Origin of the sequence: Virgibacillus aidingensis (assembly GCF_010994035.1) — a bacterium.
Lineage (GTDB): Bacteria > Bacillota > Bacilli > Bacillales > Amphibacillaceae > Virgibacillus_N.
Map to the genome: position 1 here is coordinate 22,337 of NZ_WIXN01000001.1, position 26,153 is coordinate 48,489.

The window sequence follows — 26,153 nt, forward strand, 5'->3', positions numbered from 1 at the left end:
GATCGTCAATACGGCGGCCTTTTTTTACTAAAGGGCAAATTAGTGAAAGATTGAAACATTTTTCGAAGGAGAATCGTATATTATCCTAATAAATAAAAGGGAGTGAAACTAATGAGCGTTATAACCAATCAAGGAGATTCAGTAAAAGTAGTATTTGTTTTTCAAAAAAATGAACAAGTTGAAGAAGTAACACTTAATCCAGCACAATTAACAGCATTATTAAATTCAAAACAGGTTTGGATTGAAAAATTTAATAGTAACTTAAAAATAGAAAATACTGTGTGGTCTTATGCCAATAATAATGTTTCTATGCAAATTTATTTGAAGTAATTGTTTCTTAACAAGTTAATGTGAAACATTATACTTAAACTCCCTCAGATAGATTCAATTTACTCTTAAATGCTAACGGATACAATAGTGGAACAAGGATTTGTCGGGACGGTGGAGTTCTATATTAAATGGGCAGTTCAGTAGAGAGGTGAAAAATTAAAAAGGGGAATATATAATGGAAAAATTATTTGAAAAGAATATCATTGAGTCCTATAACAAAAAAGCAATTGAAAGAAATTCATCTGTTATACAGGATTGGAAGATTAACGAAAGAGAAAACTTTTTGAATTACATACATAGTGAAAGTTTTAGCAGCTTACTGGAAATTGGAGCAGGACCAGGGAAAGACAGTCTTTATTTTAAAGAACAAGGCTTAAATACCTTCAGTATCGACCTTTCACCTGAAATGATTAAACTGTGCAAGGAAAAAGGGTTAAATTCAGATGTAATGAGCTTTTATAATCTTCATTTTCCCAACAATCACTTTGACTCTATTTATGCCCTTAATTGTCTACTACACGTTCCCAAAAAAGACATTAAAAGAGTTTTAAATGAAATAAAAAGAGTATTAAAACCGTCTGGATTATTTTACTTAGGAGTTTATGGTGGCGAAAATTCTGAGGGGGTTTGGGAAGGTGATCATTATACACCTAAAAGATTCTTTTCTTTTTATGAAGATGAATCCCTGAAAGAATTATTATCAGAGTTCTTCTTAATAGAATACTTTGAACTGGTACCAAAAGTTTTCGGAAAACATCATTTTCAATCCGTTATTTTGAAGAACAAATAGAATACCAAAGTATATTACATTATCAGTTATCGCAGTATCTACACAAATTATTGCTTTAATTATGTGGGGAGAATATGTTTGGCTGTATAGGTTTACTAATGGGGGAGTTGGTGGTTCTCCGATTGAACAAATTCAGCCTGTTTTTTGGTGGATTATGTTTATTGAAGTTATTATTCTAGTTTCGCTTGGAGCCGTTTATAAAAAGAATAAAGATTAATATTTTATATACTATCTGATATAATCCTTAAAGAAAGAGAAGCTCCTTTTTTGTTGAGTTTATACTATAGGGTTAGTTTTAAAAAGGAGATATATAAATATGAAAAAGTTTTATGTTGCATCAAGTTTTCATAATATAGAAAAGGTTCGTTACGTTGCTAATGAGTTAATAAGCAAGGGTTTTATACATACATATGATTGGACAAAAAATGGAAGAGCTTCAACTTTAAATGAGTTAATAGAGATTGGAATCCTGGAAAGAAATGCTGTAATGGAAGCAGACTTTATTATTATTTTATTACCGGCAGGAAAAGGCAGTCATATTGAATTTGGTATTGCACTTGGACAAGGAAAAAGAATTTATATTTACTCACAAAATGAAGAAGTGGATAATTTTGACACGACGAGTACATTTTACCATTTGCCTCAAGTGGAGAAATGTATTGGAACGATTGATGAGTTAATTTTAACAGTTACAAAATAAGTGAGTCAGTGCTGTGAGCTAAAGGGTCAGTCACTTTAACAAGGAGATCGTCAATGTGACAGGGATCACCGAAAAAGGCATAACGATTTGATTTTATACACTGAAGAAGGGGAGCATCTTGCTACGATTAAATCAACAGGAAAACTAAACTCACCTATATTGACGGCTATCGGACCAGAGGGAAATAATCTAATAAAGGCAAAAGCTGGTACGGTGCAACAGATTTTTCATTGTTTAACAGTAGAACAGACAAACAAATTTCCACTATTAGAAAACGTTCGATATTTTATGAAACCGTTAAAGAAAATCTTTTTAATAATGATGTTTATCACATTGAAAATAGTAATCATAAAGAGGAAATAACCTTTGCGTTAATTGGGATGGCAGTTGTTTTAGATATATATTTTCATAATTAGTGAAATAGTCATAAATAATAATCTTCAAGTTACTGGTGCATAGCAAAAGAAGCTGCTGCCGTTCTTTTTCCGCAAATGGAGGATAGAATGATATGAAGAAGAAGGTCATGAAACATTTGTTAGCGATAATATTAGTACTAGGAATCTTATTTGTATTTGTGGATTTAATAAAGGAAGAGACATTTACTATTATTGAGAAGGATACAGATACGTTTATTTGGATTGAAAGCAATAAATTATTAAATCCAACTTATAAACGAGCATCATTAGATTTAGAAAATGCCAGAATAATAAATGCAAATGGTGAGCAAATAGATTATAGAGATTTGGTATTAGGCAATAAAATCAAAGCTGAATTTAAATCAACCTTACTACATAGAGACCCTCCAGGCTTAGAGGCATGGGAGGTAAAACTATTGAATTAACACGTAATTTTCTTCAATTTTACCCTTTTATTGAAGTATAAAGGCAGGTTATTGAAATAAAGATAATAGTTTAATAAAGATTATTAGACATACAGAGGAGGTATGAGTGCAAATGAAAACTAGAAAAAGAATAAATTGGATAATAGGGCTAATCATACTAGCTATGATTAATATTGGTATTGTTTTCAGTTTTAACGGTTTTGTAGAAGCCAAAAATGCTTGTGTGACCAACAATGGAACAATTACTGAACAGGATATAGGTTTATTAGGTTTTAATTGGTCAATATCTTGTGAAAGTTAATTCATTTAGTGAGTATGGGATTGTGAAAAAGGTATCTAAAGTAAAGGTGCATTAACCTAATAGGGGGATTTTTTTGTCAAAGGGGTTACTCCATCATATTGAAATATATGTATCAGATATAAAAAGGACAATAGACTTTTGGGGTTGGTTTCTTGAAGAATTGGGGTATACCCCTTTTCAGGATTGGAGAAATGAACGAAGCTGGAAAATAGGTGGCGCGTACATTGTTTTTGTACAAGCAGAAGAGAGGTTTTTGGATATTAAGTACCATAGATGCCGCGTAGGTCTTAATCATTTGGCGTTTCATGCAAGTTCACGTCAGCACGTGGATGATATAACAAACAAGTTAAGAGAAAAAGGAATAAATATTCTTTATCCGAAAAAGCATCCTTTTGCCGGGGGAGATGATCATTATGCCGTTTATTTTGAAGATCCGGATAGAATAAAAGTGGAACTTGTCGCTCCTGAATAGTTATTCAAGTGGTGCTGCATTTATTTGAAGGAAAGGACAAAGGTTATGAAGACAACCGATTACTCCAATATAGCTGATAAATACGATAACAACCCATATAGAATTAGAGAGATTAGATTTGATAACGATCTAAAAGAATACATCCATAACAATAAAAAATCTAAATATCAGGTATTGGATTTATCTTGCGGAACGGGTCTGTATCTGGAAAAACAAATAAATTATTTTAACGGGCACAACATAAGATGGCATGGACTGGACCTATCGGATAAAATGCTGAGCAGGGCAAACCAAAAGGTCAAAAATGTAAATTTAGTCAGAGCTGATGTAGTGAATATGCCGTATGACTCCGGGAAATTTGATTTTATTGCTAATAACTACGCCTTCCATCATTATAGTGACAAGGCACAAGCGTTAAATGAGATTTATCGTGTATTAATAAAGGGCGGCGTTTATAAAATGCATAATATAGCAATGCACGATATGCCTAAATGGTGGGTTTATCATTACTTTCCATCCGCTTATTATGAAGATGTAAAAAGATATTGGAATAATGATGTTATTTTTAAAGAGCTTACCTTAAGAGATCTAGAAGTAAAATAAAGGTGGAGTACAGGGTGGAAAACATAAGTGTAATGGACTACATGGATCACGCCGAAAATAGAGATATTTCTGTCCTTACCCTAATTACAGATGATGAATATGAAGAAGGACTAGAAAGAATGCGGTCCGATATAAATAAGTATCCAGATAAAACGATTGTAAATGATTTTGCTGAGATGTTTTGTATAGCTATAAAGAAGTAATTTTTTATTGAGGCAGAAAAGCATCAGCCAGAAATAGAGTAGATTATTAAAATCCCGGCCTGGACTTTTTGCGGAGTGTTGGGAATGTGATGTTAATACCATGATATGAGGAATAGATGACCATCCAAAGTTACGTATAACATTTTGGACCAATTTATATGGATAAAAGCGAGGTTTTCTCATGAATCAATCTAAGTTTTGTAATGAGATCATTGGTTATCAATGTATAAAATGTAAAAGGGAATATCCTTTTGAAGATATGTACGAAGGGTGTCCCCGATGTAAGTCTGACGGCAAGCCATCCAGTGTGAAGCCCATTTACCAAAGTCTCTTCAGCGGTGAGAATTGGCTGCCATTTGAAAGGCCAGTCACTCTTGGCGAGGGTGGAACACCATTACTTGATGTAACAACAAAACATGGAAAATTCTACATTAAAAATGAAGCCTTAAATCCTACAGGTTCTCATAAGGATCGGATGAGTTCATTCACAATATCAATGGCAATCGCAAACGGATATCAGGGTGTTGTAGCTGCTTCAAGCGGGAATGCAGGTTTATCCATTGCTTCGTATGCGAGTTATGCAAACATTCCTTGTGTTATTATATCTACCGAAAACCTGAATAAACAGTTAGCGTCGTACATTAAGAGCACGGGTGCTGAGTTAATATTAACAAAAACCTCTATGGAAAGGTGGGAATTAACCGAGAAGTATGTTGAAGAAGGATTTCTTTCTGCCACAAACTATATTAATCCTCCAGCAGGAAGTCAGCCTATTGGTGTTCAGGCATATAAATTAATTGCCAGGGAATGTTATCGTCAGTTGGGTTTTACTCCCAATGCAATGGCTGTTCCTGTGTCCCGGGGTGATTTAATCTGGGGAATATATGAAGGATTTTCTGAACTAAAGCAAGTAAAACTCATAGGAAAAATCCCCAAATTATTTGCGGTGGAACCGTTTGAAAGGATGACGAAAGTTTTAGAAGGTGAAGAATATACAAGTCACTTTGACCAATATACAAATTTGAAATCAATAGCTGGCGAAACGGTTACATGGCAGGCTTTACAGGCGGTTATTGAGAGTAACGGACATGCTATTAATGTAACGGAGGAAGAAGCCATAGATTCTCAAGCAGTGATGAGCAGAAAAGGGATACATTTAGAGTTATCGTCAGCCACCGCAATTGCTGCAATTAAACATATTAGGAGAGATCAATTAGTAGAAGAAAATGATAGTATAGTAGCAGTGACAACGTCTTCAAGGTTTACACCAATATAAAAATAAATCTTCCAAAAGCAGGCACAGCAGTTGGAGGTAACAGAAAGCCTTATTCCTACTCGTTGAAAATGCAAAAATTAGGCTTAGCAGATGGTGCTATTTCGGAGCTTATCCATTAGTAAATGCATTGGCGTTAAGTGGTATAATCAAGTGATTTCAGTGAATGAAATGCACCAATTTTAACACCTGACTACCTTAAGATAGTTTGCTTTTCTGCTATGTCTTTTTAGCTGGTTCACCAAATACTTTCTTGTTTCCTGAATAACAAATTGGACGATCCCGCGTATTATCGTCTTTATTCATTCGCAGCCAAAGCCACTGTAATCTTATCCCAAGTTATTTTATATATTACCAAGTGTGAGGAAAAGGAGACCGTACACAGTTATGGAAACAAATCACCTATTCTATAAAATTCATAAAGGCAATGTCACCGTCAAAGACTATATCGATTGGTCACGTGGCTTATTAAGCAAGGATATTTCATCACCTTCTGTGAATATCCTTTCCTCCTGTTCCCCTCATGACAATATCTTTGAAATAGAATCTTACTTTAATCGGGAGGTAAGGGAATTGGCGATCAAACAGCCGGCCTTTGAAGAGACGGCGAGAGCCTACATTGCTTTTTTGGCGGCAAAAATCCTGGAAACGGATGACCATAAACAAATTTATCAACTTGACGGACAGAATTTTTAATGTGGCTGCTGTAGAGATGCGATATCCAAACGACTTAATGCGCTGGATTGAACTGTCGGACCTTATGGACAGGGTTGGATATCATGAGGATCCGGTTGTAGTCCGACAGATAAAAAATGAGGCAAAGACATTTATTCGCTCGAAATGAAGGGGATGAAAAATTCATGCAGCATGTAACAGTAATCATTGATGGAGGAAGTTATGAAATTTGTACTACCATAGGATAGTTTCATTTAACAATCATAAAATTAACAGTTTTACCATCTAAGGAGGGCTATATCATGTTTACATATACTATTAATAAAGATTGCGAATTGAAACTGCTAGAACCAAGACATGCTGAAAGACTTTTTTTGCTGACTGAACAGTCGAGGGAAAAACTTCGTGAATGGCTTTCATGGGTTGACTTTACTCAAACTGTGAGTAATTCAGAAGACTTTATAAATAGCACTTTAAAACAATTCAGTAATAATGATGGTTTTCAGGCAGGAATTTGGTATAAAGGGGAACTTGCCGGAGTTGTTGGTTTGCATAAAATAGACTGGTCAAATAAATCTACATCAATTGGCTATTGGTTAGGGGAAAGATATCAAGGTAAAGGGTTAATGACTGAGTCTTGTAAAGCAGTGATTGATTATTGTTTTAATGAGTTGAATTTATATAGAATAGAAATTCATGTTGCAACTGAAAACATGAAGAGTATAGCTATTCCCGAAAAGCTTAGCTTTCAAAAAGAAGGCTGCATCAGGGGTGCTGAATGGTTATATGATAAATACGTGGACCATTATATATACGGCTTAATAAGGGATGATTGCCATTCAACTGACTTTAGACGGAGCTAGGAATGCTCCAATTTATGCAGAATATGATTTGCTAACCAAAGTAACGTCTGAAAGGATTTACGTATTCCAATCAGGGACAGGCTTTGACAGAGATGCGAAACAACTTGAAAAACCTCCCTTTGCAAAGTACATGAATGTGTATCCCAATTTCAGGGGAGGGGGCGTGGAAGATCATTAAAGTTGTTGGTAAAAACTTACGACTGAAATTATATAAGTGAACTTCGGCAGAGATACACAAATACGAAACGCATCTTGAAGACAATACCCTTTAAATATGGTGTGCCACTGTTATAAGTGAAATATAGGCTGCCCCCAGAAAAAGGGGCCAGCAACATTAGGAAGTATTACATGGAAAAACTGCAAAAGAGAGGTCTTAATGTGGAGTTGAAAGTAGTATGGTCAAATGAAGAACAGTTTGGATGTGAATACCTGAAGCTTGTTTCCAAAAATGGTAATTTAACCACCGCACAAGGAACAATTATTTTTATAGATGGAGAGAAATCTGATGCTCATAACATAAACTATACCGTTGAATTTGATGAACATTGGATTACTAAAAGGCTAAATATAGTAGTCGATTACTTTTCCAGTTTGGAGTTAATATCCGATGGGGAAGGGAACTGGTTTAATACCGACGGGGAGCCGGTAGACAAACTAAAAGGGGCTATAGATATAGATATATCTGCAACACCCTTTTCTAACTCCCTCCCCATTAATAGAGTTAATTGGGAAGAAAATCAACTAGAGCATTTTGAAATGGTTTATATTTTAGTGCCATCTTTAGAATTGAAAAAAGTTCTTCAATCCTACAGGTTTATTCGCAGTGAAAATGGCTTGAAGTATTTTCATTACCGTTGTTATGACTATGAAACTATTATATGTGTAGATGCAAATGGACTTGTAGTTAATTATCCAGGAGTGTTTATGAGGAAAATTTAGTGTTTGGTGCGATAAGTCAAGAAGGATTATCGCTCTTTATTTCGAATTTATTGTAGTATAGGGGGCAGTTTAACAATTACAAAATCTATTTCACAGCAAGACGTGTGCTCCATCAAATCGATGCATATTTAGGGGAAGATAAAAATGAAAATTGGCTTAATAGGGGATAGTTTAACTGAAGGCCGGCCTGGGGTGTCTTTTGTAAATATTTTAAAGAATAAATATCCAAACTTTACTTTGGACAACTTGGGAAAACCGGGAGAGTCCGTGAAAAGTTTGCACACCCGTTTACAAAAAATGAAATTAGATGCAGATTATGATCTCACCTTTCTTTGGATAGGGGTCAACGATATGTATTCTAAATTGCTTAGAGTTCAAGCTCAGCCTGTTGCAAAAGACCATGAGGAGTTTCGGGAAATTTACACCGGCGTTTTAGAAAATATAATTTCTTCTTCTAACCAAGTTATTGCAGTCTCACCAGGATTAGTAGGGGAAAATTTAATGAATGCTTCGAATAAAGAGCTGAAGGAATTGTCTTCAATCATTCAAAATATAATTAGTAAATACCCTAATGCAGGATTTCTGGATATGCAATCTGTGTTCCAAAAAAGATTGAGTAAACTTGATAGTTCTGACTATATTAGCAAAAGTGTTATAAAAGTTATGAAAGATGTCTTTTTCTGCAAGAATTCGATTCAAATCGACAAATTATCAAAAAAACGTGGCCTCCATTTGACCCTGGACGGTATTCATTTAAATAGTAATGGTGCTGCGATAGTGGCAGAGGAATATGCATTCATAATCGAGCGATACTACGGATTATAATGCGTGTAATTAAAATGAAAGCGTAACTTTACACCTGCAGGATCAAGGACCTGATATGCAGCCGTATGACCCGCCCCGTATTTTGGCAAAAACACTTCCCGAAAATGGCCGAATTCGGGCTTGACTTATGCCCTGATTGAATTGTTGCCGGCAAAGCTTGGAATTATGTTTATGAAAAATCTGGCAAAAGGTAACTGCAATGTTAATAACCACTACTACTCCTAATGCTTTTGAAACAATTCAAATAAACTTTGAAAAAGAATCTTTCTATAAATCTGCAAACGTTTGAGCAGCTGCATTTTGCCAGGGTATCATGTGGCTTATTTTTTTATTTTTATATTGACTAACCGTTCAACCAATAGTAAAATAACATAAAATAACTCAATTTTTTGGAGGGATATTATTGGACTTATACTATGAAGTTAAGGGCGAGGGGCACCCCGTTGTGCTTATTCACAGTGGCGGTGCTGATCTCAGAGACTGGACATATGTATTCCCGGTTTTAGCCAATGACTATAAGGTCATTGCTTATGATGGGCGTGGTGCGGGGAAATCTCCTACTCCCACAGAGGATGTCAACTGTGTAGAAGACCTGAAAGCCCTGCTGGATCACTTGAAAATCTCCAAACCAACTATAGTTGGTCACTCCATGGGTGGTCAGATTGCTGCAGATTTTGCATTGGAGTATCCCGAAAGTATTTCGGGACTGATTTTGATAGCTCCGTCTCTGTCGGGCTTTAACTATTCAACGGAATTTTTAACATATATGAATAAGATTAATGAAGCAGCACCGGATATTGACAAAATGATTGAGATTTCACAAAGTGCCCCTTTATATCAAGTTGTCCAATCCAGTCCGCATAAGAAATTGACTGAAACGATGCTGCGCCACCATATCAACCGGGCTTTTAAATGGCCGGCTTTTAATATGATTTGGCCGGATCCGCCTGCTGCGGAAAGATTGGAAGAATTGACTGCCAAAACATTAATCATCATCGGTACCGAAGAGTTCCCCGATAACCTCCGAGTTGCAGAATATTTCCATCAGCACGCAAATGCCAAAGTTATAGAGATCGCTGGTTCGGATCATATGGTAACGCTTACTCATCCTGATACTATATGCCACCATATTACCAGCTTTATAGAGGAATGATATTCGTATAAAGCCCTGAGGGAGGAATAACCGTCAGCAGCTGAAGAGAATCCAATGGCCTTCACAGCGTTGCTTATTAATATTTTCTATTGACTAAATGTTCGTTCGATGAAAATTTATTATAAAATGGAGGGGTTATATTGGATTTACATTACGAAATGCAAGGAAAGGGTCATCCCGTCGTTTTGATTCATGGCGGAGGAGCTGATTTACGGGAATGGAATTTTCTGGCTCCACTTCTGGCTAAACATTATAAAGTAGTGGCTGTTGATGCCCGCGGGATCGGCCAATCACCAACTCCGAAAAATGAGGTTAATTATGTTGAAGATGTACTTTACTTTATAGATGAGCTAAAATTTGATATGGCAACCATTATTGGTCATTCTCTCGGCGGCCAGGTTGCAACTGAATTCTCATTAGCTCATCCCGAAAGAGTCGCAAACCTTGTTTTAATTGCTCCTGCTCTGTCAGGATTTAAAGGTTATACGGAATTTGAGCACATAATGGAAAAGGTGATGGGAGCGGCCCCGGAAGTGGATAAGATGATGGAGGTAATGCTGCATTCTCCATTATATCAAGTTGTTATTGACAGGCCGCAAAAAGATCTTGCTGTCCAAATGCTTCGAGATCAATTCCAGCGAGGGCTTGAGGAACCTTTATTTAAAATGGTATGGCCGGATCCGCCAGCCATCGCCCGATTAAATGAACTAAGTATCAAAACATTATTTATTATTGGAGAAAAAGATTTAAATGAAAATTTTGTTGCTGCCGAACATTTTAGAAAAGTTCCTAAGATCAAGTTTTCCAAAATACCCAATGCTGATCATATGCTTACGCTGACACATGCTGAAGCGTTAAATCAGGAAATCACTGCTTTTATGGAGGAATGAAATTAACATGCCGCGTACACCTGAAGAAAATGATCGTATCCGCCAAGCATCCAAAGAAAACATTCGTGCTGCAGCGATGGACCTATTTATGAAACAAGGTTATTACAGCACTTCTATCAGTGATATAGCTAAACAAGCAGGAATTTCGAAAGGATTACTTTATAACTATTACAAGGGAAAAGAAGAACTGATTGCTGAAATGGTTGAAGCTAGAATCAGGGAAGTGCTTGTAGTTATGGAATCGGCAATCAATTTGGATACACCCAGTGAACAGATTGCATTTATAGTGAATAATGCCATTGATCATATTTATCAGCGGCCGGAAGTTCACCGTTTTTATCTGCACCTGCAGACGCAGCCGGAAGCTGATAAAGAGTTAATCAAATACAGTCAGCGCATTATTGAAGAAAATGCCAGGCAATTTGAATTGCAATGTGAAATATTTGAAAAAATGGGGGTAAATGAGCCGAGGAAACGATCATTATATTTTTCTTCTGCTCTTCAGGGAATCATGTTAATGATATCCACCTACCCCCAGCAATTCCCGATTGAGGAAATTAAAGCCCAAATGATTCGTGAATTTTGCAACGAGAGCTGAGCATATCAAGGTTTACTTGTGCTTCTTATTGTCCAGGGAATTATAAAATTTTTGGGCTTTGGATAAAGCAGCAAAGTTCTATAGCCTCGTTCGAATCCAGCGCCCAGCAACTATCAAACTTCACACTCCTCGACTGCGGTAAGTCAACATCGGCTCGTACTCCGTCGTGTTTCCTTTATCTTATCGCGAAGTGCTCCAGTTTGTACGTTGCTGAACAGGCGCTTGTTCCTTTGAAATATACCAATTGCGAAATACCTTACACCATTCAATCGGAACATCATTTATTCTTGTATGCTTCACCGGTCTGGCACGATGACTCATCATAATGGAAACCAATCCTAACTTTTGCTGGATGATATTGCGTGTCAATTGTAACTCGGCTATTTTAGTTCTTTTTGAAAGGAAAAGTTTATTGGTAAATCCGCCGGTTTTAAACTGCACAAACTCACCACTCATCGTAAAACCGGTTTGGAAGAAACTAAGCACTCTGGACATAATTACCAATAGCAGAATAACAATCGAAGGCACCCACCATGCCAATTCTATTCCGAAAAAATCCGGCCTGAAATAAAATAGAAAAACAGTCGCTATCATCCAAAACCAGCTTGGCCTTAACATGCGGAGTGACAATGCCTTTTTGGGCAGGCGTTCCATATTTGCAGCCACCTGATAGTCCGGCAATATTTCACGGATCATCGAATATGCACGCTGGACCGGGAGAAAAGGATAAAGTGTATTCACTTCCAGTTCCTCAGTGCTGGTACCGCCCGCGCAAATCAATTTGACTTCAGCAAGTCCGAGTATTCTTTTCATCCATGATTGGTGTACACTGACTGCTTGAACATTTGCTTTGGTAATCATAAAGGAGGTCATCTCCAAAATTCCCTTGGAAATATAAATATGATCCACATCTGAGGCAATTTCATATTTCCCATACCTTAACGCTGTTAAAATACCGCCGCCAAAGACAGCCGCCAGCATTAGCAAGGTCAGGAAAATCAGCAACATCCACCAGGACCAGGAATGCAGCATATTAGAGAACATTCCTTCTATTTTTCCTTCCATATGAAATAACTGTTCCAGATTGGATATAAGTGACCAGGCAATAGGAATAACTGCTATAAAACTAAACGAGGTAAGCGCAGCCTTAAAAATATCACGCTTGGCCGGTGTGAAATGGACTGTATACCCGGCATTATTTCCATATTTAATTTCGATTGCAGGTTTGGCCTGATTTTCCTCAAATATAACCTCTCTATCGGTAATATTTCCCTTTCTGCGGATCTGTTTTTCTATATCCATAGATTCCTCCGGTGTCAGCACCTGAAAGGTAACTGAACTATGATCCCCCGTGACGTTTGTTTCGAGCGTAAGTGAAGTCATGTTAAATATACGGTGAAATAATGTTGTTTTCCTCCGTACATGTTGAATATTTTCATAGGGAATGGTTCGGCTGCTGTTTGCGAATAGGCGTCGCTGCAGCTGCAGACTTTTATCGTCAATCTTATACCTGCTTGTAAACCATTTAACCGGAATATCCAGAAGGATAATAATAAATAGTAAAACAAATGCATAACGGCCATATTTATACAGCCAGAACTCGGAATTTGCCTGAATTATAAATAAAAAAATAAAAAAGAAAATAGAATTACTGACCAGGCGCCAAATATCATGGAGTATAATCAGCGGATGATAGCGTTTTTCCTGATTCATGCTTCCGGCTCCTTTACATTCGCATAATGTGCAATTTGATTACGCAGTTCCATGGCTTCCGTTTCATATAAAGCGGGGATTGTATGTTCCGTGGTGATCGTGTTCACTTTTATGTTATATAGCTTATACCTGCGCAAAACCGGCCCCTGATGAATGGTAACAGATTGAATTCTGGTCATAGGGATAAGCTGTTGTTTTTCATTAATTGCACCTGATTTTAGCTGTAAAAACTCCTCACTAATGTCAAAACGCCAATGCTTATAATGTAATCGCATTTTTAAAGGAGAAAATATCATATCAATAATCGTTAAAGCTGTCAGTATAATGAGTATCCAGCCTATCCATTCTTTCCAAAGGAAGTAATAATCAAGATAGAGTAAGACACCAAGAATAAGAAACCCAATTACATTTAAAATTATTTCATTGATCAGCCAAGCCTTCATACTGTCTTTGGATAATCGCTGTTTTGGTAAAGGAACTTCTCTTATCAATATAAATCACCTTTCATATCCTCTGCTGTTTGAATTATATTTAATATAACAGAGAGGACAACCTTTTTCAATAATAATTTATTGATAATCGATAAAAATAGATTGATTAAAGTAAAGTTCATATGGTAATATTTATTCATGGGAAGTAAATTACAACCACTTTTATATCACTTCTAAGGAGAATACCAATGAGAGCTAATATTATATTTAAAATTTCATCCATTCTGTGTTTCATATTATTCTTTATTGTCCTTTTGACAGGTTTATTTACCATCGCGGCAGGTTTTTCATATATTTGGTGGCCTGATAGCTCCTTTACAAAGTCTTTGGGGGAATTTGAACCAATATACGCCTATATGACTTTTGCGTTTTATGGACAGCCGGATCTTTATACCGACTCATCTTTTATGGTTTTATCTTTATTTTCTGATATTACCTTGTTTCTGTTTGTACTTTTGTTTTTATGGCTGCTTTACAAATTACTGAAAAACATTTATAAAGACAGTCTGTTTATGTATGAAAATGTTTCCATTCTTTTTTGGATGGGCATCACTTTTGCCGTACTGGGATCAGCCACAACGTATACGGATGGTCTGTTGCTTTCCAAAGCAATAAGGGAGTTAGAAATTTCCAATGCTTCCATTGCCTTTTCCAACATAGCTTATATTGATTTCATCTTTGGCGGAATCGTGATGATAATTATTGCTTATGCCCTTAAAAAGGCGGTTCTTGCTGTAGAGGAAAATAAGAAAACTATATGATGAAGTAGGGGAATTAAAATGATTAGAATAAATCTGGATGTTATGATGGCTAAACGAAAAATGTCGTTAAATAAACTTTCCGAATTAGTTGATATTACACCAGCCAATCTGTCCATTCTAAAAAATGAAAAAGGCAAAGCAATCCGCTTCACCACCTTGGATGCATTATGCAAGGCACTAGACTGTCAGCCCGGGGATTTACTGGAATATATAGAAGAGGAAGTGGAGTGAGAAGTATGGTTTCTTGAAACTGCCTCATATTCCGGCAAAAAATTTGCCGGTGATTAAGTCTGCAGCCCTAGTTCAATATATATCCCGGGCTCCTTACCGTAATTTTTATAACCGATATAATAGAAACAGTTGATACAGGGAGGATTCTAACATGGCTGAAACAGCAATGGAATTAATTAATGTGAAAAAGACAATTGGCAGCAAAGAAGTTATAAAAGGATTATCTTTTGCCATTCACAAAGGAGAAGTATTTGGTTTCATAGGACCAAATGGTGCCGGTAAAACGACCACCATTCGAATGATGGCAGGGCTGATGAAGTTATCTGACGGGGATGTCCGTATTTTAGAAAAAAGTATTAAATCCGATTATAAAGAAGCAATTCGCGAAGTAGGAGCCATTGTGGAAAACCCGGAAATGTACCCATTTATGACCGGGCTGCAAAACTTGTCCCATTATGCCCGCATGATACCAGGAATAACAAAGGAGCGGATTCAAGAGGTTATTTCCGTTGTTGGGCTTGAAAAGGCAATGAAAGAAAAAGTCGGCAAATATTCCCTCGGGATGCGGCAGCGTCTGGGGATAGCCCAAGCATTATTACATAATCCTTCTGTATTGATCCTTGACGAACCAACGAATGGCCTGGACCCGGCCGGGATAAGAGAAATTCGCATGTACATTCGCAAATTGGCAACAGAGAAAAATGTCGCTGTTATTATCTCTAGTCACCTTTTATCGGAAATCGAATTAATGTGTGATCGAATTGGCGTCATTAAAAATGGCGAACTCGTTACGGTCCAGCAAGTAAATGAAAGGGCAGGCCAAAAGAACCTAAAACAAGTGCAAATGGAGGTTTCACCTGTCAATCAGGCTATAAAACTATTAAAAACTCATTACCATATTGATGCTGTTCAAACAGAGGCGTTTCTCCGTTTTCAAAGCAAGAAAGAGAACATCCCTGCACTTATTCAAACCCTGGCAGCCAATGGTATTTCAATATACCAGGTTGGGGCAGCGAAAGGCTCATTAGAAGATAAATTCTTTGATTTGATTGGAGAGAATACGATTGGGTAACTTTTTTAACCTGATTCATAATGAACTAACCAAAATTTATATCCAAAAAGCAACTTGGGTGATGTATACCATTTTAGCAGTGGTTATTATCGGTGCTGGAATTATCGTTAACACAGCAGATGATATTAAAGTTTCCTATGGTGAAGATACATGGCGTGCTGAATTACAGGAAGAAAACGAACAACTGACAACAGAAATGGAAGGAGAGGAATTTCTGGAGTCTATAAACTCGCCATTAATTGAAAGAAATAATTACTACTTGGAAAATGACATCCAGCCTGCAGGATACGGGGCATGGAATTTTGTAATGGAAAACAGTATGCTTTTATCCCTTGTTAGTCTGTTTACCATCATTGTTGCAGCAGGAATTGTGGCAAATGAATTCAGGTGGGGAACGATTAAGCTGTTGCTGATCCGGCCTATTTCAAGAACCAGGATTTTAGCTTCCAAATATATATCCGTCCTTCTATTTGCCCTGTTTACATTGTTATTTGTGCTAATCTGGTCCTGGATTATTGGTGCCATTTTCTTTGGGATCGAAGGATGGAATCCATATACGGTACTAAATAAGAGCAGCGGTGTGGAATATGTATCTATTATAAGCGAGATTATTTCCGATTATGGGTATCAGCTTGTCAATTTAATCATGATGGCTACCTTCGCATTCATGGTTTCGAGTGTATTCCGCAACAGTGCACTTGCCGTTGGAACCTCCATTTTTCTTATGATGGCAGGAAAATCTATTGTTGCTTTTTTCTCTGACCGTGCCTGGGCTAAATATATTTTATTTGCGAATACAGATTTAAGCCAATATACAAATGGAAACGAACCATTAATTGAGGGGATGTCATTATCCTTTTCCATAACAGTATTGCTTGTTTATTTTGTTTTGTTTTTAGCAGCATCCTGGGGAGTGTTTAAGCAGCGTGATATTGCGGGACATTAAATCTAGGCTGATTTTCACACGAAATGGTAACTAAAGAATCTTTCATACTACACGGATGTATATACTATTATTTACTTGATGTAACAACAACACATGGAGGCCTCCACATAAAATGCAGTCTGACATCAAGATTTTTTAAGCTTATTTACAATATTAATGGCATCCAGCTGGTGTATGAAGGGAAGTTAATGTTCTATCATAATAAGGAAGCAGATAAAGTACGCGTTCCTGTTCATTTTACCACGGCCGAAATGTGATACTGGTCTGTAAGAAAGGTATCTTTTGTTTAACAGATAATGGCCTTGTGATTGAACACCTCTCTCAAAATGGGGATAGTCTCGAAAGTTACTCTCGAGGCTTGTTGGAGGTGAAGAACATGCGTAATCAGTTAAAACCAGAATGGTTTAAATTACGGTGGAATAAAACATTTGGTATATTAGTATTCACCACACTAGTTAGGTTGAGCTTTATTAAGATATTCAACCTTGGGAGGAAATGAATATTAGTTTCAAGAAAAAGGTGTGACTTTTAGACAAAATTAGAATAAAGTTAAAATGGAACATGCATTCTGCTTAAATATAACCGGGTAATGACAGGAGGTGAAATAAATGAATGAGAAAAATTTATTTGGACAAATGAAGTTCTGGCGTAATTTTATGATCGGGTTTTTAAAGGAGTCTGATGAGGAATCTCTTCTTCTTATTCCGGATGGTTTTTCAAACAATATGTTGTGGAATGCAGGTCATGTACTTGTTACCTATGATGAATATCTCAGTTCACTGAATGATGGCAGTAAACAGCTGGAAAAAAAATATTTTCATAGCTTTTCCACTGGAACAAGCCCTGTTGATTGGACAGAGGATCTTCCGCGGGCAGAAGCTATTATTCAAAAATTGGAAGCACAGCCGGATGAAATACATAAAAAATTTGAAGACAGGCTGCAGGAGGATTTACCCCAGCCGTTGCCTCTTGAAAGAACAATCGAAGAATTATTTTGTTTTTTAATTGGTCATGAATGTTACCATTTGGGAACGATTAAAAGTATAAGCAGAATTATTAAGTCTAAATAAAATTAAACATTCAGATAATAAGTCTGGTTCTATTAAGTTGGAGCATCCAGAGGTGCATGGTGAATAAATATAAAAACGATTCCGGATTGCCATTACATCCGGGTATTTATTAAATTACTCCATCTTGCTTTTTAAAGGGAGTATTTTTTTCTTTTTAAATATAACTTTTACTTATCACATATAATTAAACATTGGTATTTTATTTATTACATTACTTTTCATACAATTAAATCAGGAAGAAATTTAAATGATATGGGGTGATGAAATGCCAATTAATTTTCATGATGAGCACAATGAAAACAGCTATAATTCAAGAAATGCTGATAAAGGCTGGAAAGAAACAATAAAAAGTTTGACAAAAGGTACGGTCATAAATAAGGCTGCCGACATTGGATGCGGTGGAGGGATCTATACCAAAGCGTTATCAGATATGGGAATACCCTATGTAATTGGCGTAGATTTTTCAGTGCCAATGTTAAGAGGGGCTAATCAAAACCTGGCAAAATACGATGGAGGTATTTCCTTTAAAAAAGGGGATGCATATAAAACCGGCCAGCCCGATGCCTGCTTTGATTTGGTACTGGAAAGGGCACTCATTCACCATTTAGATGATTTACATGCTTGCTTGAAAGAAGCATATAGAATCTTAAATGAAAATGGGATGCTGATTATTCAAGACAGAACGGCAAGTGACTGTTTTTTAGAGGGGAATAAAAATCATATTAGAGGATATATATTTGAATTATTTCCGCGTCTTAAAAATATAGAACTGAATAGACGGCATTCGAGCCGTAAAGTAAAAAAGCATCTGGAAATTGCCGGATTTAAAGATGTGAAAGCAATCAAATTTTGGGAAACAAGAAAAAAATACAGATCTAAAACTGATTTGCTTAAAGATATTGCATTCAGGAAGGGCCGTTCTATTCTTTTTGAGCTCACTGATGCAGAACTACAACAACTGGTGTCATATATTGACAGGAAGTTAAGCGATGAGGAAGCTGTCACAGAGAAAGATCGCTGGACTGTATGGAAGGCAGTAAAATAAAGATCACTTTGTATTAATAGTCTCTGGGAAATACCGATTCTTAATAAGTAATAATTTCTTCGTCATCCATATGCGCTTCGAACATTTTCCCTGCCGGCACAAAAATATTTGATTTTATAAGCTGCTGCTTTGTGAACTCTATATCTTCACTAATTCTACATGCTTCATCTGATAATTTACTCCAGGAGATGATGAAAAGTGTTGCGCTGTATTTTAAGATGCAAGGGAATACCTTATTTTAATTTGTTTTTTTATTATATGGCCTGTAAAATTTTAGATTTAATTTTCTTCTCCAACCTGCCAAAGTACACTTGTTTGCCCTCCTTTCCCTGCCCAAGAGAATATATTTAGTATCTTCCAATGTCGCTTCCATAATAGGCCCTCTGTAGTTTTACATGTAATTATCAGTTGCAGTGAAATTAGCATTATGACGGCTTCGATTAAGTGATTTTGTTCTTCTGGCTTTCCTCTTACTAACATGATCTATATAAATATTAAAAGACCATTAAGTGAAGTATTATAAAATATTGATAATAACATGAACTGTGTAACAAGTTTCCTATTATCGGGCTTTACAAATTTAAATTACGATGTATAATAACTGATATATAACAAATGTTATATATAGTCCGCTACATATATGTTTGAGAAATTATAATTTAAGAAGGAGTGACTGTCATGGCACCCCAAAAAAAATTTTCCAGGGAACAGATTGTTGATGCAGCTTTTAACATAGCCAATACGGAAGGCATCGACGGTATGACCATAAGAAGAGTAGCAGATCAATTGGGAAGTTCAATTGCCCCTATTTACGTAAATTTCAATAATGTGGATGAACTGAAACGTGCCGTAGTTAAAAAGGTCGTTAATGTAAGTCAGCGTATGTTAAACGAACAAAATACCGGAACCCCATTCGGCGATATAGGATCTGCCAGTCTGCAGTTTGCCACGGAGCACCCTGTTCTTTTCAGAGATTTTGTGATGAAACAAAACGATTATTTACAGGATTATGATCAAGAAATGGGTGATGACCTTCTTGTCAAAATGAAAAAGGATCCGGAGCTTGAAGGTTTCACGGATGAGGAACTCAAAACAATATTATTTAAAATGAGAGCATTTCAAATGGGGCTATCCATTATGGCGGCCAATGGATTGCTGCCTGAAGAACTGGATATAGAACAAATGAAACAAATACTGGACAGTGTTGCGGAAGATGTCGTGATTGCTGCACGCCTACGCAAGGAAAAGGATTAAAAACAATAAAGTGCGTATCAAATTAATTACATAATTCAGGAGGTGCCATAATGGTCAAAAAAATGGACGAAGCATTTCTCGATCAGACTGTCCGGCAAATGATAAAAAAAAGAAACAATTTTGGAGCTGTCCTCTGTGTGGAGCAAGGAGACGATGCCTTTTCCTGGGCTGGTGCAGCAGGCAACATGGAAGCAGATGACCAATACTTTATTGCCAGTGTCACGAAATTATATGTTACAGCTGTTGCTTTGAAGTTAAGATCGGAAAATTTGCTGCAATTGGAAGATTGCATAGCAAATTATTTATCCAAAGATATTGTCCGTGGCATTCATGTTCTGGATGGAGTTGACTATTCCCATGACATTACAATTAAACATTTGATTTCCAATACATCAGGAATACCGGATTATTTTGCCTGTAAGCATTCTGATGGCAAAACGGTGGCATCACAGCTTTTCCAAGGCAATGATGAGGAGTGGCCACTGGAAAAAACATTAGATCTGATAAAAGGGAATAAACCGAAATTTAAACCGGGACAAAAGGGGAAAGTCAATTATTCGGATACAAACTATCAGCTTTTAGGAAGAATTATGGAAAACGTTACAGGACTGAGCATGACAGAAATATTTCAGACATTTATATTTGATAAGCTGAATCTTTCAAAAACATATGTATATGAAGATGTAAATGATACCAAGCCTGTGCCATTATATTATAAATCCAATGCTGTGCATGTCCCGCTGTATATGTCTTCCATTGCTCCGGAAGGGGGTATTGTGTCGACCGCCAAAGATACGATGACTTTCTTAAAAGCTTTTTTCAACGGCTATTTTTTTCCGACAGAGCAACTGGAAGAACTGAAGCAATGGAATAGAATCTATTTTCCCGGACAATTTTATTATGGCATCGGTTTGGAAAAACTGTGGGTGCCGCGAATTCTCTCACCGTCCAATCCGATTAAAGAAATACTGGGTTTTTGGGGTCAGTCCGGTGCGTTCGCCTTTTATAATCCTGAGCGTGACGTATACTTTACAGGTACTGTTAATCAAAGCAGCGGTTTTGGACATAGTGCGGCTTTTAATGCCATGATAAAAATAATTAGAGCATGCGCTTAACTTTGTGGAAGTACTGTTCGATCAAGAGAAAAAAAGATTGGCGCATATAAATAAAGAATGAATTCAAACCTTCTTATCATGCTATTCGATGGGCTATCACACTGTCTCACGTTACCATTGTTAATTTTTATCTCCCAATGGAGAATCCATGCCATATAAAATATTCAAATACCAATCCTATTCAAAATTCATTCAATATCAGCCTGATATTCAAAAACTAAAAAACAATAAAGTGAATTTAATTTTTGCGGCAGGCGAATTATCACTCCACAAAGAAAAATACATTGCACGCATATCCTTGATCCTATTAAGATATTTTCAGACAGAGTTGGCTTTTTTCCCGGGTCATCATCTATCGTATTTCGACGCTTCTAATAAGTGGACTAATGCTTTGGAAGATGCCTTAACCAATTAAAGTAAGTATTATTACTGTGGAAAAGATCAATATAGAGTTGCTAGTCCATAGGTGCAATTCTTAAATAAAGCTGTGAATAAGAGCAATCGAAAAGAAATTTCCAGCATTTTAATATGCTAAACTCTTAGTGGAAAACCGAAACGTCAAAAAGGTGGGATTTTATTATGGCAAATGCGCCAAATAATAGGAGAACGGATACTGCTTCAAAAATGATTAAGGCATCACCTCAAACCATTTATCAGTCGTTCATAAACCCGGAAGCATTGGTTTCATGGCTTCCGCCAAAAGGAATGTCGGGATGCATAGATAAGTTCGAACCTTGTGAGGGAGGAACGTACAGGATTACCCTCACGTACGAAGTGGATCACCCTGGGAAGACTTCCGAAAACACTGATGTAGCCCGGGGAAAGTTTTTGGAACTGGTTCCAGACAAGCGTATTGTACAATCAATTGAATTTGATTCCGAGGATCCGGCATTCTCGGGTGAGATGGTACAGAAATGGCTTTTGGAACCCACTTCAGAAGGAACAAAAGTCACTATTATTTGTGAAAACGTGCCTTGGGGAATACAAAAGGAGGATCACGACGAAGGATTAATGTCTACTCTTGAGAATCTTGCTATTTTTACCGAAGACAAACAATAAAAATTATTTATGGATGAGGCACCCTGATAATGTTCGGTTGCAGTTGGTTTTTTAGATGAAAATTGAAGTAAAACTGTAATCCAATATTTTTTCATTAGAAAATCAATTCCAAAGCAATAAAATTCCTGGACTGGTTCATTATGATTCAGTCTTTTTTCTTTTTTAACAATATACACTATGTATAATTTAATTGGATCGATTGTGCACATTTAGAACGAGGAGGGAAGAAGCTCTGTTTGAACGGACGATGTTTAGCAGCATAAGGCAAAGTGAGCAGCGAAGCCCGTTTATCCTAAGAAAATTCATCCCTTTTGACTAATCCTATAGAAGGCTGCTCAGTTAATTAGGAATTTTGAATTTCGATTTTACAAGAAGTTTATTCACTTACCTCTTGTGTTATTGCACTAGCGAAATAACCACATTTTTGAAGCCTCTCAATAACCCGGCTGATTTAATGCTGCTTCGGTAAAGAAGCCTAATTTGCTACAAAAAGAAACAGTATAATCAGTAACTGTTCCTTTTCTCAACTTAATTATATCATAATAAAACAAAAAAATTTAGTCTTTTTTTAATTTACTAAAATTGGTATTATTAATTCTGTCTTGATATGGAGTGATAAATGGGAGGGGTAGAAATGAAACAATATGTGCTTGTGTTTCGTGCTCACGATGACTAAGGATGGACAATGGCTCAGGATAAATGGGAACAGAAGGGTATATACCAAAATAAATATAAGGAGTGTATCAGTATGATTGACAAAAAAGATATCTTAGATGACGGTCCTTTTTTCCATGGTACAAAAGCAGAACTGAAAATTGGAGATTTATTGGAACCGCAACACGTATCAAATTACCAAGATAAAAAATCGAACCATATATACTTTACTGCAACATTAGATGCTGCTAAATGGGGGGCTGAGTTGGCAGCATCTAAATTAAAGGAAAGAATTTATATTATTGAACCTTTGGGTGATTTTGAAAATGATCCGAACGTAACTGATCAAAGATTTCCCGGAAATCCAACCCGTTCGTACAGGTCTAAATCCCCTTTGAAAATAATAGCTGAATTAGGTTCATGGAATAGACATTCCGATGAAGAAATAAATCAGATGCAGACATCATTAAAAAAGTTACGTGAACAAGGAAAAGCGATAATGTATGATTAATCCCTGAGGGGTACTTTTCAACATGGTGTCATGGTTTTTTGGGGAATAAGGGTTTGTTTTAAAATAATAACTAAATAGTATTTATAAAATATGAAACTGTTCAATTAATCATATTCCAAAACTGCAAAGTGGTGCTAAGTAAATAAAGAAAAATACTTCAGCAATTGATACTCATCACTTGTAAGTTTTAGAAATAAAGGAGTAGACTTATGAAAAAAAAGCAAAATCGTCTGCAATTGCCAAATGTCGTGTCACGTGATGAATGGCTTATCGCTCGTAAGGAGCTGCTGACCAAAGAAAAGGAATTTACTAAGGCGCGGGATTCGCTGAATGCCGAACGCCGCCGACTTCCAATGGTGGAAGTTGACAAGGATTATGTCTTTGAGGGTCCGCATGGCAAGGTGCCTTTGCTTGATTTGTTTGAAGGACGTCCTCAACTTATTGTGCACCACTTTATGTTTGATCCGGATTAGGAAGCAGGCTGTCCGGCTTGCTCGCTTGCTGCGGACAATATTGGCCAACTTGCTCATTTGCACGCACGTAACACGTCGCTTGCTCTGGTATCCCGCGCTCCGTTTTCCAAGCTTAAAAAGTATAAAGAACGCATGGGGTGGGAGATTCCCTGGTACTCATCATACGATAGTGTTTTTAACTATGATTTTCATGTTACGCTGGACGAATCCGTTGCTCCAATTGAATATAACTATTTGACCAAGGAGGAACTGATTCAGAAAGGCGTACCTGTTGATTCAGAACAGTCAATGGAAGTGCCTGGCGTAAGTGCCTTTCTTCGTGATGGTAATGGCAGCATATGGCTGCGTCGTCATGATGAATATGAACACACTTTTGGCTCGGGATCTTGCTGCCACTAATCAATCCAGATTGACAAATATTAAAATCGGGGGCTTTTTTTGGATAAGAAAGTTCCCGATTTTATTAAACCATTAACCAGACCGTGAAAAATTTAATAAACGTGCAGCATCTATTTTGGCCGAAAAATCAGAATTGATACAATTTTCCTTAGCATCTTTGGTCTTAGTTACACAATTTCCGGTATTTTCTCTGCCGAAGGGAATTTTCTTTGGCATGCCGTTCCTTCTATTCCAGAGATGATTGTTAAAATCCCTATTTTAATCTTGATTGGTCTTTGGAAAACCCGAAGCTGTCGATTTGCATCTTCATTTGTGAATTAATTATTACAAATGCCTTGATATTGATGTCTTTACTCCATTCTCGATCTCTTTGGTCTTTTGCAGGAAATACTGTATTGGACAGCGATTGTTCTTAGGAAAAAGAACGGAAAATTAGTTTGAGCAGAGCCTTTATAAAAATTGCATTATGATTCCCTTGAGAAATAACCGGATTTTGATCCATTTTCTCAAAACCGTTTCTTCTGGAAATAGGAGCCGGTAACAAAGTCAGACTGTTTAAATTAATTTTTACTAAAGATACGAAAATAGCAAAATATAAGAAATGCAGCATGCATAAAGCTGATATTATAATATTGCCAAAACCTAAATGAAAAAAATCTGAAAATCTAAGTTTTACACCATAGTATTTTCAGCCATTTGGCCAATTATAAAGGAGGAAATAATGTATGAGAAAAGTCATTCTAAGAATGAACGTCTCTCTTGATGGATTTGTCGCTCCACCAAGTGGAGACCATGACTGGGTGTTCCGCAGCTTTAACGATGAGTTGGAAAAGTATACGGCCGATCAGTTTTGGCAAGTTGGGGTGCACATTATGGGAAGTGTCACTTACCACGAGATGGCAGCACATTGGCCATCCTCGACCGCTAAATTAGCTCCACCTATGAATGAAATTCCGAAAATCATCTTCTCTAAAACACTGAAGAAAACAGAATGGAATAATTCACAGGTGGTGAATGGTGATATTGAGGAAGAGATTTACCGTTTGAAACAACAACCCGGCAAGGATATCCTGGCACATGGAGGTATGAGGTTTGCACAGTCACTTTCCAGACTTGGCCTTATCGATGAATATCGATTAATTGTCAATCCTATTGCGTTTGGGAGGGGGGTACCATTATTTAAAGACTTATCTGCTCCGTTAAGTCTTAAGCTATTAAGTACGAAGGTATTTAAAAAAGGAGCTGTTCTTCATACATACCAACCAGTGTAAGGAGTATCAGAGTCTGAGAAAAGTGATCTTTCGGTTAAAAGGTACTATCATAAGAATATGTTATTTTGATCCTTTTCCAAATGGATTTCGTTTTTTACAAAATATATATGCAAGAGAGGCTTTGGCACTGTAAAAATAATAAGAGGGAGGTACGCTGTATGGAAAAGGCAAATAGAGAATTTAAAGGGGGAAAAAACATAGCTTTAAAGATTCCTAAATTCAAGTACAGGGAGACTGTGCATTTTTATCAGGAAGTATTAAAGCTGCCCTATTTAGGGTTCATCTCAGAATCCCATGCCTTTCAGTTTGGTGATATAACATTGTGGCTGGATTGTATGGACAATTATTCTCAATCTGATGTATGGCTGGAGATCCAGGCAGATAATGTAAAGAATGCGGCCGTGTATCTGGATGATAATTATATTAATAGAAGAGATGAAATCGAATTGCACGAAAATTCAGCTGGTTATTGGATTTCGGATCCCTGTGGAACGATTCTGAGGGTTAATCCAAAGGAAGAAATAATGTAACACGGTATGCATGTTAACGAACATAAGTCGGTAAGTAATTTAATTGCAAACAAACAGTAGCCGGTTATCTTTTCGATGAAGATAACCGGCTGGAGCTAAAAC

The 26,153-nt window shown here is 36.7% G+C and carries 33 protein-coding genes and 1 pseudogene; 30 read left to right on the forward strand and 4 right to left on the reverse strand.

What is annotated here, in order from left to right; all coding sequences use genetic code 11:
• Nucleotides 1-111 precede the first annotated feature (111 nt).
• From GHD25_RS00140 to GHD25_RS00215, 17 genes are all read left to right on the forward strand, one after another.
• On the forward strand, nucleotides 112-330 hold the full coding sequence (locus GHD25_RS00140; protein WP_164214323.1) for a hypothetical protein: 219 nt from the start codon (nucleotides 112-114) through the stop codon (nucleotides 328-330).
• 175 nt (nucleotides 331-505) lie between these two features.
• The gene (locus tag GHD25_RS00145) at nucleotides 506-1,120 is read left to right on the forward strand and encodes a class I SAM-dependent methyltransferase (RefSeq protein ID WP_164214324.1); all 615 of its coding nucleotides are present in this window, start codon (nucleotides 506-508) and stop codon (nucleotides 1,118-1,120) included.
• 316 nt (nucleotides 1,121-1,436) lie between these two features.
• Nucleotides 1,437-1,820, forward strand: a complete 384-nt coding sequence (locus GHD25_RS00150) for a group-specific protein (RefSeq protein ID WP_164214325.1) — start codon at nucleotides 1,437-1,439, stop codon at nucleotides 1,818-1,820.
• A gap of 508 nt (nucleotides 1,821-2,328) precedes the next feature.
• Nucleotides 2,329-2,661, forward strand: coding sequence for a hypothetical protein (locus GHD25_RS00155; RefSeq protein ID WP_164214326.1), 333 nt, complete (start codon nucleotides 2,329-2,331; stop codon nucleotides 2,659-2,661).
• Nucleotides 2,662-2,773: 112 nt separating this feature from the next.
• Nucleotides 2,774-2,962 carry a hypothetical protein gene (locus GHD25_RS00160; protein WP_164214327.1) on the forward strand — a complete coding sequence of 63 codons (189 nt, stop codon included), beginning with the start codon at nucleotides 2,774-2,776 and terminating at the stop codon, nucleotides 2,960-2,962.
• 73 nt (nucleotides 2,963-3,035) lie between these two features.
• Nucleotides 3,036-3,434 carry a VOC family protein gene (locus GHD25_RS00165; protein ID WP_164214328.1) on the forward strand — a complete coding sequence of 133 codons (399 nt, stop codon included), beginning with the start codon at nucleotides 3,036-3,038 and terminating at the stop codon, nucleotides 3,432-3,434.
• Between the two features lie 45 nt (nucleotides 3,435-3,479).
• Entirely contained in the window at nucleotides 3,480-4,037 is a 558-nt protein-coding gene (locus tag GHD25_RS00170) for a class I SAM-dependent methyltransferase (RefSeq protein WP_240452159.1), read from the forward strand.
• A gap of 14 nt (nucleotides 4,038-4,051) precedes the next feature.
• Entirely contained in the window at nucleotides 4,052-4,240 is a 189-nt protein-coding gene (locus tag GHD25_RS19845) for a hypothetical protein (protein WP_240452160.1), read from the forward strand.
• A 181-nt stretch (nucleotides 4,241-4,421) separates the two neighbouring features.
• Nucleotides 4,422-5,516, forward strand: coding sequence for a pyridoxal-phosphate dependent enzyme (locus GHD25_RS00175; protein WP_164214329.1), 1,095 nt, complete (start codon nucleotides 4,422-4,424; stop codon nucleotides 5,514-5,516).
• Between the two features lie 384 nt (nucleotides 5,517-5,900).
• A complete protein-coding gene (locus GHD25_RS00180; protein ID WP_164214330.1) occupies nucleotides 5,901-6,209 on the forward strand; it encodes a hypothetical protein in 309 nt (102 codons plus the stop codon).
• Entirely contained in the window at nucleotides 6,190-6,357 is a 168-nt protein-coding gene (locus GHD25_RS00185) for a hypothetical protein (protein WP_164214331.1), read from the forward strand. Before GHD25_RS00180 ends, GHD25_RS00185 begins: the two co-directional genes overlap by 20 nt.
• 133 nt (nucleotides 6,358-6,490) lie before the next feature.
• Complete coding sequence (locus GHD25_RS00190) at nucleotides 6,491-7,051, forward strand: GNAT family N-acetyltransferase (RefSeq protein ID WP_164214332.1); 561 nt, start codon at nucleotides 6,491-6,493, stop codon at nucleotides 7,049-7,051.
• A 348-nt stretch (nucleotides 7,052-7,399) separates the two neighbouring features.
• Nucleotides 7,400-7,990: a putative glycolipid-binding domain-containing protein gene (locus tag GHD25_RS00195; protein ID WP_164214333.1), complete on the forward strand. Its 591-nt coding sequence runs from the start codon at nucleotides 7,400-7,402 to the stop codon at nucleotides 7,988-7,990.
• Nucleotides 7,991-8,134: 144 nt separating this feature from the next.
• Nucleotides 8,135-8,815: an SGNH/GDSL hydrolase family protein gene (locus GHD25_RS00200; protein ID WP_164214334.1), complete on the forward strand. Its 681-nt coding sequence runs from the start codon at nucleotides 8,135-8,137 to the stop codon at nucleotides 8,813-8,815.
• A gap of 403 nt (nucleotides 8,816-9,218) precedes the next feature.
• The gene (locus tag GHD25_RS00205; RefSeq protein ID WP_164214335.1) at nucleotides 9,219-9,968 is read left to right on the forward strand and encodes an alpha/beta fold hydrolase; all 750 of its coding nucleotides are present in this window, start codon (nucleotides 9,219-9,221) and stop codon (nucleotides 9,966-9,968) included.
• 140 nt (nucleotides 9,969-10,108) lie between these two features.
• Nucleotides 10,109-10,858 carry an alpha/beta fold hydrolase gene (locus tag GHD25_RS00210; protein ID WP_164214336.1) on the forward strand — a complete coding sequence of 250 codons (750 nt, stop codon included), beginning with the start codon at nucleotides 10,109-10,111 and terminating at the stop codon, nucleotides 10,856-10,858.
• 7 nt (nucleotides 10,859-10,865) lie between these two features.
• On the forward strand, nucleotides 10,866-11,456 hold the full coding sequence (locus GHD25_RS00215; protein WP_164214337.1) for a TetR/AcrR family transcriptional regulator: 591 nt from the start codon (nucleotides 10,866-10,868) through the stop codon (nucleotides 11,454-11,456).
• A 180-nt stretch (nucleotides 11,457-11,636) separates the two neighbouring features.
• Here GHD25_RS00215 and GHD25_RS00220 read toward each other — a convergent pair whose 3' ends face one another.
• Together GHD25_RS00220 and GHD25_RS00225 are read right to left on the reverse strand one after the other, a co-directional pair.
• Nucleotides 11,637-13,169 carry a PH domain-containing protein gene (locus tag GHD25_RS00220; RefSeq protein WP_164214338.1) on the reverse strand — a complete coding sequence of 511 codons (1,533 nt, stop codon included), beginning with the start codon at nucleotides 13,167-13,169 and terminating at the stop codon, nucleotides 11,637-11,639.
• Nucleotides 13,166-13,660 carry a PH domain-containing protein gene (locus GHD25_RS00225; protein ID WP_240452161.1) on the reverse strand — a complete coding sequence of 165 codons (495 nt, stop codon included), beginning with the start codon at nucleotides 13,658-13,660 and terminating at the stop codon, nucleotides 13,166-13,168. Before GHD25_RS00225 ends, GHD25_RS00220 begins: the two co-directional genes overlap by 4 nt.
• 188 nt (nucleotides 13,661-13,848) lie before the next feature.
• Here GHD25_RS00225 and GHD25_RS00230 point away from each other — a divergent pair, with 188 nt between their 5' ends.
• The 6 genes from GHD25_RS00230 to GHD25_RS00255 all read left to right on the forward strand — a co-directional run bounded on the left by GHD25_RS00230 (nucleotide 13,849) and on the right by GHD25_RS00255 (nucleotide 18,785).
• Nucleotides 13,849-14,421 (forward strand): DUF2975 domain-containing protein, encoded by a 573-nt coding sequence (locus GHD25_RS00230; protein WP_164214339.1) that lies wholly within the window; start codon nucleotides 13,849-13,851, stop codon nucleotides 14,419-14,421.
• An 18-nt stretch (nucleotides 14,422-14,439) separates the two neighbouring features.
• Complete coding sequence (locus tag GHD25_RS00235) at nucleotides 14,440-14,652, forward strand: helix-turn-helix domain-containing protein (RefSeq protein ID WP_164214340.1); 213 nt, start codon at nucleotides 14,440-14,442, stop codon at nucleotides 14,650-14,652.
• A gap of 151 nt (nucleotides 14,653-14,803) precedes the next feature.
• Nucleotides 14,804-15,724, forward strand: a complete 921-nt coding sequence (locus GHD25_RS00240; RefSeq protein ID WP_164214341.1) for an ABC transporter ATP-binding protein — start codon at nucleotides 14,804-14,806, stop codon at nucleotides 15,722-15,724.
• Entirely contained in the window at nucleotides 15,717-16,670 is a 954-nt protein-coding gene (locus tag GHD25_RS00245) for an ABC transporter permease (protein ID WP_164214342.1), read from the forward strand. The genes GHD25_RS00240 and GHD25_RS00245 overlap by 8 nt, the downstream gene beginning before the upstream one ends.
• 608 nt (nucleotides 16,671-17,278) lie before the next feature.
• A complete protein-coding gene (locus GHD25_RS00250) occupies nucleotides 17,279-17,740 on the forward strand; it encodes a DinB family protein (protein WP_164214343.1) in 462 nt (153 codons plus the stop codon).
• Nucleotides 17,741-18,005: 265 nt separating this feature from the next.
• On the forward strand, nucleotides 18,006-18,785 hold the full coding sequence (locus tag GHD25_RS00255; protein WP_164214642.1) for a class I SAM-dependent methyltransferase: 780 nt from the start codon (nucleotides 18,006-18,008) through the stop codon (nucleotides 18,783-18,785).
• A 238-nt stretch (nucleotides 18,786-19,023) separates the two neighbouring features.
• Here the strand turns inward: GHD25_RS00255 and GHD25_RS20090 are convergent, their stop codons facing one another.
• The gene (locus GHD25_RS20090; RefSeq protein WP_276207776.1) at nucleotides 19,024-19,158 is read right to left on the reverse strand and encodes a hypothetical protein; all 135 of its coding nucleotides are present in this window, start codon (nucleotides 19,156-19,158) and stop codon (nucleotides 19,024-19,026) included.
• Nucleotides 19,159-19,463: 305 nt separating this feature from the next.
• Here GHD25_RS20090 and GHD25_RS00260 point away from each other — a divergent pair, with 305 nt between their 5' ends.
• The 5 genes and pseudogenes from GHD25_RS00260 (at nucleotide 19,464) to GHD25_RS00280 (ending at nucleotide 24,250) form a co-directional block, all read left to right on the forward strand.
• Entirely contained in the window at nucleotides 19,464-20,039 is a 576-nt protein-coding gene (locus tag GHD25_RS00260; RefSeq protein WP_164214344.1) for a TetR/AcrR family transcriptional regulator, read from the forward strand.
• A gap of 50 nt (nucleotides 20,040-20,089) precedes the next feature.
• A complete protein-coding gene (locus GHD25_RS00265; protein WP_164214345.1) occupies nucleotides 20,090-21,154 on the forward strand; it encodes a serine hydrolase domain-containing protein in 1,065 nt (354 codons plus the stop codon).
• A 579-nt stretch (nucleotides 21,155-21,733) separates the two neighbouring features.
• A complete protein-coding gene (locus GHD25_RS00270) occupies nucleotides 21,734-22,213 on the forward strand; it encodes an SRPBCC domain-containing protein (protein WP_164214346.1) in 480 nt (159 codons plus the stop codon).
• A 748-nt stretch (nucleotides 22,214-22,961) separates the two neighbouring features.
• The gene (arr, locus tag GHD25_RS00275) at nucleotides 22,962-23,378 is read left to right on the forward strand and encodes an NAD(+)--rifampin ADP-ribosyltransferase (protein WP_164214347.1); all 417 of its coding nucleotides are present in this window, start codon (nucleotides 22,962-22,964) and stop codon (nucleotides 23,376-23,378) included.
• 209 nt (nucleotides 23,379-23,587) lie between these two features.
• A pseudogene (locus GHD25_RS00280) lies at nucleotides 23,588-24,250 on the forward strand (DUF899 domain-containing protein).
• Between the two features lie 72 nt (nucleotides 24,251-24,322).
• On the opposite strand, the gene GHD25_RS00285 reads toward GHD25_RS00280, so the two are convergent.
• A complete protein-coding gene (locus GHD25_RS00285; protein ID WP_164214348.1) occupies nucleotides 24,323-24,466 on the reverse strand; it encodes a hypothetical protein in 144 nt (47 codons plus the stop codon).
• Nucleotides 24,467-24,975: 509 nt separating this feature from the next.
• On the opposite strand from GHD25_RS00285, the gene GHD25_RS00290 reads away from it, so the two are divergent.
• Nucleotides 24,976-25,521 (forward strand): dihydrofolate reductase family protein, encoded by a 546-nt coding sequence (locus GHD25_RS00290; protein ID WP_164214349.1) that lies wholly within the window; start codon nucleotides 24,976-24,978, stop codon nucleotides 25,519-25,521.
• Between the two features lie 158 nt (nucleotides 25,522-25,679).
• Nucleotides 25,680-26,051 (forward strand): hypothetical protein, encoded by a 372-nt coding sequence (locus GHD25_RS00295; protein WP_164214350.1) that lies wholly within the window; start codon nucleotides 25,680-25,682, stop codon nucleotides 26,049-26,051.
• Nucleotides 26,052-26,153 lie beyond the last annotated feature (102 nt).